Raw genomic sequence first — 17545 nt, forward strand, 5'->3', positions numbered from 1 at the left:
GTTATACATCCTCGCTCACTTTGACAAATTCAGAAATGGTATGGGTTTCAATGCGATCAGAGCCGTCTCGGTTGCGGAGAACATCTTGTTGATAGCGATATAAAATGCCTTGTTCCCAAGTTGCGCCAGCGGGCAGATATTCCCAAGTGGTGTAATTGATTTCGGCAGGGGTCGTTGACCAACGTACCATGACATTCATTTGCGCAAGCTCGGCTTTGGGTTCGTCATTGTTGACCCACCACATGTCCGCATACTCTTGGGTGACATCTTGGGTGTATAGGCTTGCGTCGGTTGGACAGGTGTCTGCATTGTGCGGCAGTCGCATGACTTGTTGGTGGCGCATCAATAGGCACGATTGTGTCATGGACTGCTGGTGGTATTGGGTCTGCTGCCATACCCCGAGGTAGTCGATGTCGTGTTCGTTCGTGTTGGGGTAGGTAAACCACAGCATTTCTGTACGATTGTGGTGGTGGATGTTTTTTTTACGCCCAAGGCCTTGTACTTTTTCCATCAGTAGCTCAGTACTGGGATCAAAGTTGAGTGCAACGGAGCGGTATTTCCAGTCGCCTTCATCATCAAAGTCTTCAAGAGAGAAGCCATTCAAATCGTTGCGGGTGCATCCAGTGATTGAGCAACCGACGATATTAAACCAATCCGCAAATTTGCTTATCGGCTCGACAATGTCTTCCGTGATAGGGCGCTTCATCGAGAGGAAGCAACCTTGAAAATGATCGCCAATGCTTGGATGCTCAATCAATGAATCTTTGGTGATGGTGAATCGAGTTTCACCAAACGGAGGGCGATATTTAGGATGATGTTGATAACGTAAATCGTAAGCACAAGCGCGGCCTTGCCAATCTTTCTTTTTGATCACGATGTTTTTGAACGTCATGCCGCGAGGTTCAAAGATGATCTCATCTGAGGCAAAGTTTTTTTCAATGTACTGCTGGCTTTCGTTTAGGTGCTCGATTGCCTCATCGACAGATACCCAGTCGAGATTGAGGTGACGTTTGGCGTCATCCAGATAATTGAGGTCAAGGCCCTTGAGCTGGTTTTGAAAGCGAGCATCAGACAACACGCGGTTGGCTAAGACAATTTCCTTACGATTCTCAGGCGTGCTGTCGAGAGAGAGCAGCAGGCGCGTCATATTGATGCTACGACTGGGTTTGGTTGTTGCCATCGTCGGTGTAAGCACTTCTTGGCTCGATAAGGTTGTCAGCAGATAACCTTTATCATCGTTGCCAAGGAAGAAGCTAATCACATCACCAGGTTGGTAGTGAAATGCCCCTTGTTGGGTAACGCCAGTGATATTGGAACTGGTTTTGTAATACAAGCCAGTCACTGGCGCATCGATAAAGTAGCCTTGCCTCAAGGTTGAAGTGGGCGGGTGTGAAGTAGCAGCAGAAGTGTCTGCTGCTAACGTGGAGGTAGCCGTCAGTGCAGACAGCCAAAATACCACTGAACGTGTATACATCTTGTTTTAAGCCTCATTAGTTGGTGCTGTCCTCAGACGCACAATTTGGCTGACAACTCATTGGAGTAGTTAGGTGCTTCTTTGGCACCGGTGTCATCATCGCCAACAACATTTTTTGTTTTATGTGTTTGGGGATATCTGGATTAGAGAGTATCCGCCTTCGTGTTAACTCCATCATGGAGCTCACTGAGAGGTGTTCGACATTCTGCCCCTTCGCGTGGAAGATAAGGCGAGTCATTTCGTACATCATATCTTCTGCAATCTTCTTCTCTTGTTGCAGTTGGATATTCTTTTGCATCATGGCGCTGCCAAATAGCACACCTGATAGCACGATGATGCCTGACAATGCAGAAGCAAGAGGGCGCCGTTGCACCAAGCGAAAGGCACTATACAAAGGCCAGTGTTTTTTCTGCTCGATAGGGCGACATTCGATAATTCGCTCGATATCAATGCGTAGCGCTCGCACATCTGGGTATCGCACTTGGGTGGCTGGACGCGTCGCCCGTCTTATCACCCAATACACATCAGACCAAACCGCTGGTGACGGAAACATCAACGCGAGGATTTTGCCCAATGAATAAACATCGCTTTGCTCTGTCAGTACTTGTCCTGCCTGCTGCTCAGGGCTGGCAAAATTTTGGCTAAACGCAATCAGTGCCGAGGGTGCTCCCTCTCGGGTGGAGTGCGCTTTTTGAGTCAAGTTGAAGTCGAGCAGTTTGGGTCGTTTGCTACGATCAATCAGTATATTTTCTGGTTTTAGATCGGCATGCAAAACATGATGCTGGTGGGCGTGCTCCATCGCCTGACAAATCTGCTTAAACAGCAGCAGTTTTTCTGTCTTTTCCAGCTTATTTTCTGACAGGTATTCATCTAAGGTTTGACCAAATACCCGCTCCATCACGATGTAAACTGAATCTTGATGAAGGCCGCCATCAAACACTTTCGCTATGTATGGATGGTTTAGGCGCGCGAGCAGTTGTGCCTCATCGAAGAGTGCACGTTGTCCCAGCACATTACTCAAATTGCTTTGAATAAACTTGATGGCCAGATCTTGTTCGAACGTTTCATCTGCACGTAGGGCGGCGTAAACGACACCCATGCCACCGCGACCCAACTCATGAGTTAGGCGATACTTACTGATGACTTCTCCGCTTAGATCGACGTCTCGGTTCGTAGCCTGGTGAGCACCAAAGTAAAGTAACTGCGTTAGTTGTTCTTCTGGTGTCTCGTGGGCTAAAAGAGGAACGAGTTGTTGATACAGCTCAGGTTGACTTTGTTGCAATGCTTGGAGGTATTGCTGCTTTTGGGAGTCGTCCAGATCAAGCAAGTGATAGTAAATCTGGGTTTCGCTAGAGCCTAACTGCACTGTGCCTAATGTCTTATTCTTTTAGGTACGGCATTTTATAAGAACTTTGATATAAATGTCATTTATTTATTCGGCTTTGACTCACAATGTATGAAACGCAATTTGGTGGCTAATAGAATAATAACGTCATGATTTTGCGAATTATTTTCACTGAGCTTGTCGACAGAGAGTCTATTCGTCATAATGTTACTTGTAACATTACTGATAAATCACATATTTATGGCTCAACAGAATAAGAAAACTCGCACGACATTGCAGGATGTCGCAGACCAAGTTGGCGTCACGAAGATGACGGTTTCACGTTATATGCGTAACCCTGAATCGGTGGCAGAAAAGACTCGGGCCAAGATTGCGACTGCGATTGAAGAGATGGGATACATCGAAAACCGCGCCCCCGCTATGTTGTCAAAGTCGTCCAGTAAAGCCATTGGTATTTTACTGCCCTCATTGTCCAACCAAATTTTTGCTTCCTTTGTTCAGGGCATCGAGATGGTGACCAAAGCCAATGGCTATGAGACGCTTTTAGCGCATTTTAGCTACGATGAGCTTGAAGAAGAACGCAAGATCGCGTCATTACTCTCTTATCAGGTCGATGGACTTATTCTAACTGAAAGCCATCACACGCCGCGTACATTGCAAATGATAAAAAATGCAGGGATCCCTGTAGTGGAAACCATGGAACTACCACCAAAGCCGATTGATATGGCGGTTGGGCTAGATCATGAAGATGCCTCGTACACGGCGGTTAAGCAGATGCTAGATTCAGGTAAGCGTACAATCGTTTATTTTGGGGCGCGTTTGGATACGCGAACCAAGCTGCGTATGCAAGGTTATGATCGCGCGATGACGGAAGCAGGGCTAGAGCCTAAGCACGTATTAACGGGTGATCACTCTAGCTTCTCTTTAGCGCATGATTTGCTTGAACGCGCGCTAGAAACTCACCCAACGCTTGATGGCGTATTCTGTACCAACGACGACATCGCGATAGGGACCATGCTGAGCGCGCAACAACGTGGCATTCAAGTTCCGCAGCAGCTGGCAGTTGTGGGCTATAACGCGCTGGATATTGGTCAAACCATCAGCCCGAAACTGACTAGCGTCGATACACCGCGTTTCAAAATCGGAGAAAAGAGCGCAGAGCTTTTGATCGCGCGTCTGAAAGGTGAAGCGCAAGAAGAAAAAGTGGTTGATATGGGGTATCAAATTACCTCCGGAGAGAGTGTTTAACTCGCAGTTAACCGCTCTCTGTATTCGCTCATCAATGGTATTGGCAGGTTAGGGTATGGCACATCAGCTGGATGCATTGGATCTCAACTTAATGCGTTTATTAAAGGCCGTGGTGGAAAACCGCAGCATCAAGCTGGCCGCGATGCAGTTGGGCATTTCTCAACCGAGCGCCAGCCGCGGCGTGATGAAGCTCAAGCAAGTGTTTGATGACCCGCTGTTTGTGCGTAAAGCGCATGGGGTTGAGCCGTCACCGATGGCGATACGCCTCGCCGCCGAGTTCGACAACATGATTGCACCACTGGAAAAAGTGGTGCAAGAGTTTGAAGTGTTCGACCCACTGCAATACCAAGGGCAGATCGCGATTGTGACCGACCCTTATTTGATGGATGAGCAAGGGCAGCGATTGCTAACTGGCTGCCATCGAGCCTTTCCCAAAGCGCACTTTGCCTTTTCCAGTTGGAACAGTTACTCGCACGATGAAATGTTAGAGGGTGAGCACGATTACTGCATTCTAGACCAAGAGACCGAGCTGTCGAAAGACATTTATATGCGTCCGTTGTTTGTTGAAAAACGGGTGATTTTGGCACGTAAAAACCACCCGACTTTGTCGAAAGTCAGCAATGATTGGGACACGGTCTCCAAACTGCCTCTGGTGTCTCTGCCTGCGCCCGCCTCGTATAAACCACTTTGTACCGTGGAGTCCGAATATCGTCGTATGGGCTATGAGCCTGTGGTGTTACTGAAATCCTATAATTTGCGTGTGGCGTGCCAAATGTTGCAAGAAACCGACGCGATTATGTATGCCAGTCAAAGCTCAGCAGTATTGATGCCGGAGCTGGACTCTTACGCGATGCCTTTGGTCAACCGTGAGTTTAGCCAGTTTGTCGTCTCTGGCGGTTTCTTACAAACCAATCGCAACCATCCTTTGCACCGACACTTACATAAAGTGGTACGCCAAACCCTGAAGACGCCATTAATTTTCGCACAGTGATGACGGATTATTGTCTCGCGTCACCGAGATTCTCTGCATAAGATAACCATGAAGAAAATGTGTGATTACATAGACAACTCGATCCTAAAGATATTCAAAAATGAATATCTCAATTACCTGTCTCTTTTTCCTGCTCAGCGCTAACCTTATCTCAAATAGTCAGGAGAAGTGGCTCATTTTTATCTTTTTAACTTTTTGAATGTCGATACAGATGCGTGACATTCACCATTCTCCGTTATGCAGTTTTTTAATTTCTGATGGAGGATTCATCATGCTAGTTGCACGTCTATTTTTATTGCTCGCCATCGTTGCCGAAGTAGCAGGCACCAGCACCATGTCTTTTATCGGACAAGGTCATGGATGGTTGGGCTACATCGTGATGTACGTATTGATTGCGGTGTCGTACTACTTCCTCTCGATTGCAGCGAAAAAGATTTCTATCGGCGTGGCATACGCTGTTTGGGAAGGGTTGGGTATCTCATTGATCACGGTCGTTTCAATCGTGTTGTTTGATTCTGACTTAAATACCCAAGAGCTGCTTGGTTTGATGTTAGCTGTCATCGGCATCGTTTGTGTGACTTTAGGTGAGTCACACGGTCAATCTAACACCAAGAAAAACGCCGATAAATCGGCAAAAGAACGTTCATTTTCTACAAGTGTAAGGTGTGAATCATGAGTCAATTTTTTACGATGTCATTTGGATTTGTCGTGATGGCTGCCTTGGTCGACATCGTGGCCAATATGGCGCTCACACGTTCTCACGGCTTTAAATACAAAGGCTGGGGCATTACCGCGATTGTGTTGGTACTGGCTGCGTTCACGCTGTTGGCGCAAGCGGTGAAAGAGATCGACTTAGCCATTGCTTATGCCTCTTGGGGCGCGATTGGTATCTTGGGTACCGCAGTGGGTGGTGCCTTGCTGTTTAAGCAGAAACTCAAGCCAATCGGCTGGTTTGGTATCTTTGTGGTGATTGCTGCGGTCGTGGTGATGAAAACCGCTTAATCAAGCCAAACAAAAACAACGAAGACAAATACAAAGAGCGGAGTATCAAACTCCGCTCTTTTTGTTTTTCTGGCTTAAACAATGAAGCTTGCGCCTTCTTCTGCGCTAGAGACGTTTTGGCGGATCACGCTAAACAAGCCTCGTCCCCAGGTTTGTTGGGTAGATTCGGTGTCGAAATGAATCAACTCGCGACCAGTGGTATCGCTTAAGTTGTTCAGTTCGCCCGTTTGGCAATCCAGACGAATCAAATCGCCGTTGCGCACCAAACCAATCGCGCCACCACGAATGGCTTCTGGAGAAACATGAATCGCAGACGGAATTTTACCTGACGCGCCAGATAAGCGACCGTCAGTAACCAACGCCACTTTAAAGCCCGCTTTTTGCACGTTACCTAAAATTGGCATCAGCTTGTGCAGTTCAGGCATGCCGTTTGCTGCTGGGCCGTTGTGTGTGACTACAACGATGCAATCTTTGTTCAGCTCACCACGTTTGTACGCGGCTTCCACTTCGTGTTGGCATTGGAATACGATCGCAGGTGCAACAATCACGCGTTGCTCTTCTTTCACCGCAGACACTTTCACCACGGCTTTGCCCAAGTTGCCAGTCAATACGCGAGTGCCGCCAGTATTTTGGAAAGTGGCGTCCGGTTTGGCGATCACGTCACCGTCTTGGCTGCCTTGGCACGGTGTCCAAGTCAGTTGTCCATCGACAAGGCACGGCAGCGTCATTTGGTTTTCAAATTCACCAAACACGGGTTTCACATCGCGATGCAAAAGCTCGGATTGGTTCAAGCGGTGCAATAACGCAGGCACGCCACCCGCGTCTTGGAACGCGTTCATATCGGCTGGGCCGTTCGGGTAAACGCGAGCTAACAAAGGAACCACATCCGACAGATCGCTGATGTCTTGCCACGTGAGCAAGATGCCAGCAGCACGCGCCACGGCGATCATATGAATGGTGTGATTGGTGCTGCCGCCAGATGCAAGTAGAGCGATGATGCCGTTGACCAAGCTCTTTTCTGTGACCACCTCGGCCAGCGGACGGAAGTGTGCAGAACCCGCCGTCATTGAGGCGATTTTCAGAGCCGCGTGATCGGTTAACGCTTTACGCAGTTGGGTATGGGGATGAATGAATGCCGAACCTGGCAGCATCAAGCCCATGGCTTCGAACACCAACTGGTTGGTGTTGGCGGTGCCGTAAAACGTGCATGTACCCGCAGAGTGGTAAGCGCGACACTCCATATCCAGCAGAGCGTCTTTGCCGACTTCTCCCGCTGCGTATTTTTGGCGCACGTCGACTTTCTCTTCGTTGCTGATGCCTGTTGCCATCAGACCCGCTGGTACAAACGCAGTCGGCAGGTGCGCGTAAGACAGCGCGCCCATCAGTTGCCCCGGGGCGATTTTGTCACAGATGCCAAGCAGTAATGTGGCATCAAAGACATTGTGGCTCAAAGACAACGCCGTTGATTGCGCAATTAAGTCACGCGAAAACAGCGACATATCCATGCCGGCTTGACCTTGAGTCACCCCATCGCACATCGCTGGCACACAACCTGCGACTTGCGCTGTATGGCCGTAGTCCGCCAGCACTTGTTTGATTTGCGCTGGGTAGTCTTGGTACGGCTGGTGGGCGCTCAACATGTCGTTGTAGGCGCTGATCAGCGCGACATTGGCATGAGTAAAATCGAGAATATTTTTCTTTTCAGAAGAGCAAGAAGCGGCGACTGCATGGGCTAAGTTACCACAAGATAAACCAACACGGCCTTTGCCAGCTTCGGCTTGCACTTCGGTGCGAGCAAGAAACGCAGCGCGCGCTTCACGGCTGCGCTCGGTCAAACGTTGTGTGACCTCAAGAACAACAGAGTGAGTCATTACGCTACCTCGATCGCTTGCATTTTGATTAGCTCAGTGGCAGAGCGTTCCACCACGTCGCTGATGTCTCCGTCGATACTGACGATCAGAGTTTGAGGCTCGTTGTCTGGGCGCTCTAGCGTCTCGAATTGGCTCTTCACCATGTTTTCTTTCATGAAGTGGCCTTTGCGCATACGCATGCGATTAAGGATCAACTCCATATCGCCATCAAGGAACAGGAAGGTCACGTTGTCGTTGCCTTCGCGGATCTGATCGCGGTAAATCTTTTTCAGTGCTGAACAGACAATAATGCCGTGTTCGTTTTTGCTTTCTAGGCTGTACGCCGCATCACGAATGCGTTCTAGCCATGGCTTGCGATCATCATCGTTCAGAGGCTGGCCCGATGCCATTTTCTGAATGTTCGCTCGTGGATGAAGATCATCACCATCAATGAATTTACGCCCTAGCTTTTTCGCTAGATGCTCACCAATTGTGCTTTTACCACTAGCACAAACGCCCATAACGATGACACTACTACCAGCCATAACTTATCCTCATAACCAAATTTGCGCGTGATCTCAATTTTTGAATTCACTTTAAAATATGGGTTTATCTTATTCATGTTATCGGTAACATGTTACCGGTAACTGAAATAAATGTGAACCATAACACAAACAATAATTCTTAAAGGTGAACCTATGGAGCAATTAACCCAAGCCCCAGATCCTACGTTCCTACTGACGATTGCAGTCCTTGCCATTGCAGCGTTACTCGTTCTGATCATTAAACTGAAAGTCCATGCTTTTGCTTCCCTTACTATGGTGAGTTTAGGTACGGCAATCGCCACTGGCGTTCCTTCTGAGAAAGTCGTATCGACCATGATGGGTGGCTTCGGCGGCACACTGGCTTCCGTGGCATTACTGGTTGGTCTTGGTGCGATGATCGGTAAAATTCTTGAAGTGACTGGCGGTGCGAAAGTGCTGGCAGACACTTTGATTGGTCGCTTTGGTAAAGAGCGCGCACCATTTGCTTTGGGCGTCGCTTCATTACTGTTTGGCTTCCCAATCTTCTTCGATGCAGGCCTTGTAGTGATGATGCCAATCATCCTAAGTGTGGCGGCTCGTTTTGGTGGCTCGCCAATTAAATACGCGTTGCCTGCAGCCGGTGCTTTTGCGGTTATGCACGCGTTTGTTCCACCACATCCAGGTCCGGTTGCAGCGGCAGAATTCCTTGGCGCAAACATCGGTCTGCTATTGGTGGTGGGTATTCTGGTTGCTATTCCAACTTGGTACCTTGGCGCTTACCTATTTGGTTTGTACGCGGGCAAAAAATTCGATATCCCACTATCTAAAGCCTTCTTTAATGGCGAAGCAATGGTGGATGAGCGCAACGCACCAAAATTTGGCACGGTTATGACCATCCTTGTGCTGCCAGTCCTGCTAATCTGTTTGGATACGGTATTGAACACACTGGCGGTTGCAGGTTTGATTGATGGCAAAACGGCACTGGTTGAGTTCCTACGTATGCTAGGTAAAACCCCAGTCGCGTTGCTGATTACGTTGATTGTCTGTCTGGCTGTGTTTGCCAAAGACTACGGCATGGCAAAACTAGAAAAATTGTGTGGTGAGTCATTGGCTCCAATCTGTGGCGTTATCCTAGTAACGGGTGCTGGTGGCATGTTTGGCGGCGTACTGCGCTCAAGCGGCATCGGTGATGCACTGGCTGACGTTCTTACAGACACAGGTATGCCTGTGATTGTGGCGGCGTTTGTGATTTCAACCTGTCTGCGTGTTGCTCAAGGCTCGGCAACTGTAGCGCTAACCACTACGGCAGCTCTTATCGCGCCAGTTGTGGCTGCATCAACAGGTTTGAGTGAACTAGACCTTTGCTTTATCGTAATCGCGATTGCGGGTGGTGCAACGGTACTGTCTCACTTCAATGACTCTGGTTTCTGGTTGGTCTCTCGTCTGCTTGAGATGGATGAGAAAACCACATTAAAAACTTGGACGGTAATGGAAACGTTACTTGGCGGTATCGCGTTTATTATCGTCGCAACATTAAGCTTTATTCTTTAGAGGTTCCCCATGACAACACTTGAACAACGATTAAGAGAAATCAAAATCGTCCCAGTTATCGCAATCAACGACGTAGCACACGCTCTGCCACTGGCAAAAGTGTTGGTAGAAAACGGTTTACCATGTGCGGAAGTGACATTCCGCACCGAAGCGGCGGCGGAGTCGATTCGCATCATGCGTGAAGCGTACCCAGAGCTGTTGATTGGCGCGGGCACCGTTCTGACCACAGAACAAGTGGATATCGCAATCGAAGCGGGCGTGGACTTTATCGTTAGCCCAGGCTTCAACCCAACCACAGTGAAATACTGTCAGCAACGCAACGTGACTATCGTACCGGGTGTAAACAACCCAAGCTTGGTTGAGCAAGCGATGGAAATGGGTCTGCGTACGTTGAAGTTCTTCCCTGCTGAGCCATCAGGCGGCGTAAACATGCTGAAAGCACTCACGGCGGTTTACCCAGTGGAATTCATGCCAACAGGTGGCGTGAGCCCATCCAACGTGGAAGATTACCTAGCGCTGAAATCGGTTGTAGCTTGTGGCGGTACGTGGATGGTGCCAACCGCAATGATGGACAACGGCGATTGGGAAGGTATTGCTGAATTGGTTCGCGCAGTTAAGTAAAACGCACAAACGGCTCCGAAATACCCCCGAACGTTAGAAAAAGTGATACGAAAAAGGGTCATCAAGTTACTTGATGACCCTTTTGCTTTTTGGAATGAAACAGCTTTAGAAGTGATGCTTCATAAAGCGCTTAATAAAGCGAATGAAATCTGCTTCGGCTAGCTTCGCGCACTTCAATGTTTGGGCGTGAGACAATTCTACATCTCCCAAGCCTTCTGCCATGTTGGTGATCGCACATACTGCCAATACGGGTAAGCCGCAATGCGCCGCAGAAATCACTTCTGGCACGACCGACATGCCCACCACATCACCACCGATGATTTGCATCATGCGGATTTCGGCTGCGGTCTCAAAGTTGGGGCCTGTGTAAGAGACAAACACACCTTCATTCAGGTGAATACCATTGGCTTTGCCGACTTCAAACGCTTCTGCGCGCAGGTCTTTGTCGTACGCATTGGCGAGGCTGAAGAACCTCGGGCCGTACTCTTCATCATTCGGACCGATCATTGGCGATTCAGGCATGGTATTGATGTGGTCATGAAATACCACCAGAGAACCGACGTCGATGCGTTCAGGGCGAAGTGAGCCTGCTGCGTTGGTGACGAGCAAAAACTCACAGCCCAGCTTTTTAAAGGTGCGCACGGGCGTTGTCATGACCTTCATTGAGCCGTGTTCGTAGTAGTGACCGCGACCTTTCATGCACACTACGTCTACGCCGCCCATGGTACCAAGCACCAACTCACCAGAGTGGCCTTGCACGGTGCTAACCGGAAACCCTTCGAGCTCTTCGTATGGAATGACCACTTTGTCTTGTAGTTCGTCTGCCAATACGCCTAAGCCAGAGCCTAAAATAAACGCTGCTTTAGGTTGGAAGTTTGGTTTGCGTTCGCGAATGGTTTGTAGCGCGCCGATTACTGGATCCTGATTCATGTTAGTCACCTTCTGGTTGTGTGTTGATTCCATTGTGTGACTTTCTGCGCTGGTTATCTTTGCTTTATTCGCTACTATCATCCTTAAAAAGAGGATGATGAAATTCGCTAGGACTCAATGCATGAAGTCAGAACCATTTGAGCGCGTGACGCTGAAGATGCTGCGTTACTTTTACGAGGTCGCACAAACCAAGCATTTCACTAAGGCGGCCGAGAATCTCAATATCACCAATTCGCCGTTGAGCAATCGCATCAAAGAGTTGGAAGAGGTGCTTAACGTCAAACTGTTTGAGCGTGATTCAAGAAACGTCATGCTGACGGAGGCCGGGCGATTGTTGGAGTCCAAATGCCAACTGATTTTTCAGACCTTGGATGTCTCGCTCAATCAAGTGCAGCAAGTGGGCTTGAACCAGAGAAACATTTTGCGAGTTGGTGTGGTAAGTAGCGCATTTTGGGGCGGATTTGATCGTCTGTTACAGCGCTTCCATGCTGAGCATGACACTTATCACGCCGACATTTTTGACCTCAACCCAGAGACGCAAAAGAAGCACCTGAGCGAGAAGAAAATCGATGTGGGCATTGTGCGTTTTGCCGATGCACTCAACATTTATCCGTATCAGTCGGTATCTTTGGGCAAAGATGTGTTTGTGGTGGCGGTGTCGGAGCAACATGAGTTAGCCAGCAAATCTTTGCTGCGACTCCAAGATTTAAAGACGTGTGAGTTTGCGTTTATGAGTTTGGCGAATTCTGCCTCGGCAAACTTCATCATCAATGCCTGTCTGCAAGAAGGCTTTTCACCCCATATTGGCAAACAAGTGGTGGAGCCAAGCACCTTGATGGCGTATGTAGCAAACAGCAATACCGTGACGTTGGTGCCGTCGACGTTTTCTCAGCATCATTGGCATGGGATTCGTTTTATCAAGCTGAAAGAGTCACTGCGTGCAGACTTGTGTCTGATTCATGACGGTAAGCAGGAGAGTGCTATTAAAGCCGAGTTTATTCGCACGTTATTGGAGAATGCGAGTTAAGCATGGGCTAACAAAAAAGGTCACCCCTAAGGTGACCTTTTCAAATGATTCGCTGAAATCAGCAATGCGATTAGCGCGCAATTAACGCATCGTTACGAACTCTTCTGAGCCCGTTGGGTGGATAGCCACAACAGAGTCGAAGTCTGCTTTGGTTGCGCCCATCTTCATTGCTACGCCGAAGCCTTGGATCATTTCATCTACCGTGAAACCTATGCCGTGTAGGCCAACAACCGTTTCTTCTTCGCCCGCACATACAAGCTTCATCTTACATGGTTGACGGTGCTTAGTAACAGCGGTGTACATCGCAGTAAAGCCAGATGTGTAGACTTTGATATTGTCTTTGCCGTACTTCTCTTCCGCTTCTTGCGTTGTAAGACCGATAGTGCCGATTGGTGGGTGGCTAAATACCACAGTTGGTACCAAATCGTAGTCCATCTTCGCGTTTGGTTTATTGTTGAACAAACGCTCAGAAAGTTGACGACCCGCTTTCACTGCTACTGGCGTTAGCTCGATACCGCCTTCCATGATGTCACCCACACAGTAGATGCCTTTCACGTTGGTTTCTTGGTATTCGTCTACCTTAATGTAGCCTTTTTCGTTCGTTGCAACGCCAGTTGACGCTAGGTTGATTGCATCAGTTGCTGGGTGACGACCGATTGCCCAAATCAGTTGGTCAACGTTTTGGCTCTCACCGTTTTCTAGGTGCAGAGTTAGGCTACCATCGGCTTCTTTTACCACTTCTTTTGGTACAGAATGGGTGTGCAGTGTTGGGCCTTCTGCGTCCATCACTTCAACCAACGTATCGATGATCATTGGATCGAAGCTACGTAGTGGTGACTCTTTACGTACGAACAGGTGCGTTTCTGTACCTAGCGCGTGCAGTACGCCAGCAATTTCAACTGCGATGTAGCCTGCGCCCACAACCGCAACGCGTTTTGGTTGCTCTGCTAGGTCGAAGAAGCCGTTTGAATCGATGCCGTATTCAGCGCCTGGAATGTTTGGAATAGTAGGACGACCACCAACCGCGATCAGAATGTGATCCGCAGTATAATGTTCACCGTTTACTTCTACGGTTTTCTCGTCAACAAACTTAGCAAAGCCTTTAATTACGTTTACTTTGTTGTTGCCAAGAACGCGATCGTAAGATTGGTGAATACGACCAATGTACGCCTGACGGCTCTCAACCAGTTTGCTCCAGTCGAAACCTTTCACGTCGACATCAAAACCGTAATCTTCTGCGTACAGGTTCATTGCTTCTGCGATTTGTGCGCCGTGCCACATCACTTTCTTCGGTACACAACCTACGTTGACACAGGTACCACCGAGATCTTGAGCTTCGATTAGCGCAACTTTCGCGCCGTACATCGCCGCACGGTTTGCAGATGCGATGCCGCCACTGCCGCCACCGATACAGATATAGTCAAAATGAGTCGCCATTACTTTCTCCAAGAGCTTATAAATTTTATCTGGTACATAGATAGATTGGGATGACCTTGCCTGAACTCAATGCCACCGTTATCCCACTATCATAAATCGAATGTAACGAATTCCTAAATGGGAAAAAGTGACATTGCTTATGACAAATAGCGATGAGAGGTATAAAAAGAAGAATAAGCGCGATCAGACTGCGGGTTTGAGAGCATAAAAAAGCGCAACGAGAATGTCGTTGCGCTGAGAGGTTTCGGTGCAGAAGTGCTTACTCTGGAACAATCCAGTCCACTTTCCAGTGGCCAGTGGCTGGTGCGATCGCGTCTTGCAGGAATGGCAGAATCTCTTTCATCTGGCTTTCCAGTTTCCACGGCGGGTTAATCACAATCATGCCGGATGCCGTCATGCCGCGCTCGTTGGTATCGGGTGCGACACCTAACTCGATTTGCAGAATTTTACGAATACCGAGTGCTTCCAAGCCTTCGATCATATCTTCGATGTCGTGACGGTTTACCACTGGGTACCAAATCGCGTAGATACCGGTTGCCCAACGCTTATGGCTCTGATGAATCGCGCGCACCACATCGCGGTACTCTTTCGCGAGTTCGTATGGTGGGTCAATCAGCACCAAACCACGACGCTCTTGTGGCGGTAAGCTTGCTTTTAGACGCTGGAACCCGTCCTCTTTGAAGATGCTCACTTGGCGATCGCGATGGAATTCTTGCTCTAACAATGGGTGATCGGCTGGGTGCAACTCGGTCAGCACCATGCGATCTTGTGGGCGGATTTGCGCGCGCGCCACACGTGGTGAGCCTGGGTAGTAACGCAGCTTCTCGCCGTTGTTGAGCACTTTGATGGCATCGATGTAGCTTTTGATGTCTTCAGGAATGTTTGGGTTATCCCAAATACGTGCGATGCCTTGTTTGTATTCGCCCGTTTTTTCAGACCATTCGTGAGTCAGATCGTAACGGCCCACACCCGAGTGGGTATCGTGATAAACGAATGGCTTATCTTTTTGTTTCAGCGCATCAAGAATGAGGCTTTGAACGATGTGTTTGACCACGTCGGCATGGTTGCCAGCGTGGAAGCTGTGGCGGTAACTTAACAAATTAAACTCTCGAAACACTCTTTGGCTGAGTGTGGTCTGTGATTTTCACTCTATGGCGGTATTATACTCAAGTAACTTAAAGATGTAGAACTTCCAATCAAATCTGTTCCTCTGATAAGGGGACGCTATTGAAATTTCTTTAAGTCACCCACACTTACTATTGGTAATCGAATTGAACTAGGTGAGTTTCTCGTGCTCAAAGAGTGTGAAATCTCATTTAGGTATAACAAGACTCAAGGACAGAGTAGCGCTCGTTGACTATATGGTCATCGCAGCATAGAGAAAGGGAACGGAGCTCCCCCAATCCATGTTGCTGGCTCGTCTGTACATTGAGTTGGCCTATCTACACAAAATAGACAGGCAATCACAGAGTCAAAACACAAAAGGAATTATTCATGTCTAATCCTCTTCTGACGTTTACGGACTTACCTCCGTTTTCTCAAATTAAACCAGAACACATCAAGCCAGCCGTTGAACAAGCGATTGCTGACTGCCGAGCGAAAATCGATGAAGTTCTAAAAGATAATGCTCACCCAACTTGGGACAGTGTGATTGCGCCAATTGAAGAAGCGGATGACCGCTTAAGCCGCATTTGGTCGCCAGTGGGTCACATGAACTCCGTGGTGAACAGCGAAGATCTGCGTGAAGCGTACGAAAGTTGTTTGCCAATTTTGTCGGAATACGGCACTTGGGTTGGTCAGCACAAAGGCCTGTACGAAGCGTACAAAGCAATTAAAGCCAGTGATGCATTCGCAACGCTGACTCGCGCTCAACAAAAAACCATCACCGATGCGCTACGAGACTTTGAGTTATCGGGTATTGGTTTGCCATCCGATGAGCAGCACCGTTACGGCGAAATCAGCAAGCGCATGTCTGAGCTCAGCTCTAAATTCTCTAACAATGTACTGGATGCCACTATGGGTTGGACCAAGCACATCACGGATGAGAAAGACCTTGCTGGGATGCCAGAATCGGCGCTGGCAGCAGCGAAAGCCGCGGCAGAAGCAAAAGAGCTAGATGGTTACCTCATTACGCTGGATATCCCATCTTACCTACCTGTCATGACGTACTGCGACAACCAAGAGTTGCGTAAAGAAGTGTACGAAGCGTATGTAACACGCGCCTCTGATCGCGGTCCAAATGCTGGTAAGTGGGACAACTCAGAAATCATTACTGAGCAACTGAGACTGCGTCACGAAATTTCACGCATGTTGGGTTTCAATACTTACAGCGAGAAATCGTTAGCAACGAAAATGGCCGAAACGCCAGATCAAGTGTTGGGCTTCTTGAATGACCTAGCGACACGTGCGAAACCGCAAGGTGAACGTGAAGTCGAAGAGTTGCGTCAGTTTGCGAAAAGTGAGTTTGGCGTTGAAGAATTGAATGTGTGGGATATTGCTTACTACAGCGAGAAACAAAAGCAGCACTTGTTCCAAATCTCGGATGAAGAACTGCGCCCGTACTTCCCTGAGTCTAAGGTTGTCAGTGGTCTGTTTGAAGTGCTAAACCGCGTGTTTGGCATGACAGTTACTGAGCGCGAAGGCGTGGACACTTGGCACGAATCTGTGCGTTTCTTCGATATCTTTGACGCTGAAGGCGCACTGCGTGGCAGTTTCTACTTAGATCTCTACGCACGTGAGCACAAACGTGGCGGCGCGTGGATGGATGACTGTCGTGGTCGTCGTATTACGCTCTCTGGCGAACTGCAAACGCCGGTGGCTTACCTAACGTGTAACTTCAACCGTCCAGTGGGCGACAAGCCAGCACTGTTTACGCACGATGAAGTTGTGACACTTTTCCATGAATTTGGTCACGGCATCCACCACATGCTGACGCAAGTAGAAACTGGCGCGGTATCAGGCATTAATGGCGTACCTTGGGATGCGGTTGAATTGCCAAGTCAGTTCCTGGAAAACTGGTGTTGGGAAGAGGATGCTCTGGCGTTCATTTCTGGTCATTATGAGACAGGTGAGCCGCTACCGAAAGCGATGCTAGATAAGATGCTCGCGGCGAAGAACTTCCAGTCGGCGATGGGCATTTTGCGTCAGCTAGAATTCGGTTTGTTCGACTTTACTCTGCACACCGAATACGACCCAGAAGTGGGTGCACGCGTTTTAGAAACGCTGGCGAAAGTGAAAGAGAAAGTCGCGGTGGTTCCAGCCGTTGAGTGGGCGCGCTTCTCGCACAGCTTTGGTCACATCTTCGCTGGAGGTTACAGCGCGGGTTACTACAGCTATCTGTGGGCGGAAGTGCTGTCGTCAGACGCGTATTCTCGCTTTGAAGAAGAAGGTATCTTCAACAAAGAAACGGGTCAAAGCTTCCTGAACAACATCTTAGAAATGGGTGGCAGTGAAGAGCCAATGGAGCTGTTTAAGCGCTTCCGTGGTCGTGAACCACAAATTGATGCGCTATTGCGCCATTCTGGTATTGCAGCGTAAGCGCACGC

General features: G+C 48.7%; 15 protein-coding genes. 8 read left to right on the forward strand and 7 right to left on the reverse strand.

Annotated elements, in window-relative coordinates; genetic code table 11:
* Position 1 precedes the first annotated feature (1 nt).
* On the reverse strand, positions 2-1474 hold the full coding sequence (locus CBX98_RS04325; protein ID WP_109168654.1) for a chromosome partitioning protein ParA: 1473 nt from the start codon (positions 1472-1474) through the stop codon (positions 2-4).
* A gap of 16 nt (positions 1475-1490) precedes the next feature.
* Positions 1491-2840, reverse strand: coding sequence for a serine/threonine-protein kinase (locus CBX98_RS04330; RefSeq protein ID WP_109168655.1), 1350 nt, complete (start codon positions 2838-2840; stop codon positions 1491-1493).
* Between the two features lie 219 nt (positions 2841-3059).
* Between CBX98_RS04330 and CBX98_RS04335 the strand changes: the two genes are divergently transcribed.
* From CBX98_RS04335 to CBX98_RS04350, 4 genes are all read left to right on the forward strand, one after another.
* Entirely contained in the window at positions 3060-4067 is a 1008-nt protein-coding gene (locus tag CBX98_RS04335) for a LacI family DNA-binding transcriptional regulator (protein ID WP_005394370.1), read from the forward strand.
* Positions 4068-4122: 55 nt separating this feature from the next.
* Positions 4123-5058 (forward strand): LysR family transcriptional regulator, encoded by a 936-nt coding sequence (locus CBX98_RS04340; RefSeq protein ID WP_048624586.1) that lies wholly within the window; start codon positions 4123-4125, stop codon positions 5056-5058.
* 271 nt (positions 5059-5329) lie between these two features.
* Positions 5330-5734: an SMR family transporter gene (locus CBX98_RS04345; protein WP_109168656.1), complete on the forward strand. Its 405-nt coding sequence runs from the start codon at positions 5330-5332 to the stop codon at positions 5732-5734.
* Positions 5731-6060, forward strand: a complete 330-nt coding sequence (locus tag CBX98_RS04350) for an SMR family transporter (RefSeq protein WP_053807555.1) — start codon at positions 5731-5733, stop codon at positions 6058-6060. Before CBX98_RS04345 ends, CBX98_RS04350 begins: the two co-directional genes overlap by 4 nt.
* 74 nt (positions 6061-6134) lie before the next feature.
* On the opposite strand, the gene edd is transcribed toward CBX98_RS04350, so the two are convergent.
* Positions 6135-7931, reverse strand: a complete 1797-nt coding sequence (edd, locus tag CBX98_RS04355) for a phosphogluconate dehydratase (protein WP_109168657.1) — start codon at positions 7929-7931, stop codon at positions 6135-6137.
* Positions 7931-8455, reverse strand: coding sequence for a gluconokinase (locus tag CBX98_RS04360; RefSeq protein ID WP_005394381.1), 525 nt, complete (start codon positions 8453-8455; stop codon positions 7931-7933). Before CBX98_RS04360 ends, edd begins: the two co-directional genes overlap by 1 nt.
* Before the next feature lie 153 nt (positions 8456-8608).
* Here CBX98_RS04360 and CBX98_RS04365 point away from each other — a divergent pair, with 153 nt between their 5' ends.
* Both CBX98_RS04365 and CBX98_RS04370 read left to right on the forward strand, forming a co-directional pair.
* Positions 8609-9985 (forward strand): GntP family permease, encoded by a 1377-nt coding sequence (locus CBX98_RS04365; protein WP_109168658.1) that lies wholly within the window; start codon positions 8609-8611, stop codon positions 9983-9985.
* Positions 9986-9994: 9 nt separating this feature from the next.
* Complete coding sequence (locus CBX98_RS04370; RefSeq protein ID WP_005430025.1) at positions 9995-10606, forward strand: bifunctional 4-hydroxy-2-oxoglutarate aldolase/2-dehydro-3-deoxy-phosphogluconate aldolase; 612 nt, start codon at positions 9995-9997, stop codon at positions 10604-10606.
* A 105-nt stretch (positions 10607-10711) separates the two neighbouring features.
* Here CBX98_RS04370 and xapA read toward each other — a convergent pair whose 3' ends face one another.
* The gene (xapA, locus tag CBX98_RS04375; protein ID WP_015296049.1) at positions 10712-11536 is read right to left on the reverse strand and encodes a xanthosine phosphorylase; all 825 of its coding nucleotides are present in this window, start codon (positions 11534-11536) and stop codon (positions 10712-10714) included.
* A gap of 121 nt (positions 11537-11657) precedes the next feature.
* On the opposite strand from xapA, the gene CBX98_RS04380 reads away from it, so the two are divergent.
* The gene (locus CBX98_RS04380; protein WP_005379156.1) at positions 11658-12563 is read left to right on the forward strand and encodes a LysR family transcriptional regulator; all 906 of its coding nucleotides are present in this window, start codon (positions 11658-11660) and stop codon (positions 12561-12563) included.
* Positions 12564-12644: 81 nt separating this feature from the next.
* On the opposite strand, the gene gorA is transcribed toward CBX98_RS04380, so the two are convergent.
* Both gorA and CBX98_RS04390 read right to left on the reverse strand, forming a co-directional pair.
* The gene (gene gorA, locus CBX98_RS04385; RefSeq protein WP_031818769.1) at positions 12645-14000 is read right to left on the reverse strand and encodes a glutathione-disulfide reductase; all 1356 of its coding nucleotides are present in this window, start codon (positions 13998-14000) and stop codon (positions 12645-12647) included.
* A 259-nt stretch (positions 14001-14259) separates the two neighbouring features.
* Entirely contained in the window at positions 14260-15099 is an 840-nt protein-coding gene (locus CBX98_RS04390) for a 23S rRNA (adenine(2030)-N(6))-methyltransferase RlmJ (protein WP_005394390.1), read from the reverse strand.
* A gap of 395 nt (positions 15100-15494) precedes the next feature.
* Between CBX98_RS04390 and prlC the strand changes: the two genes are divergently transcribed.
* Positions 15495-17537: an oligopeptidase A gene (gene prlC, locus CBX98_RS04395; RefSeq protein ID WP_006741761.1), complete on the forward strand. Its 2043-nt coding sequence runs from the start codon at positions 15495-15497 to the stop codon at positions 17535-17537.
* Positions 17538-17545: the final 8 nt, after the last annotated feature.

It is taken from the genome of Vibrio sp. T9, from assembly GCF_003123985.1.
In the GTDB taxonomy this organism is placed as follows: domain Bacteria; phylum Pseudomonadota; class Gammaproteobacteria; order Enterobacterales; family Vibrionaceae; genus Vibrio; species Vibrio diabolicus.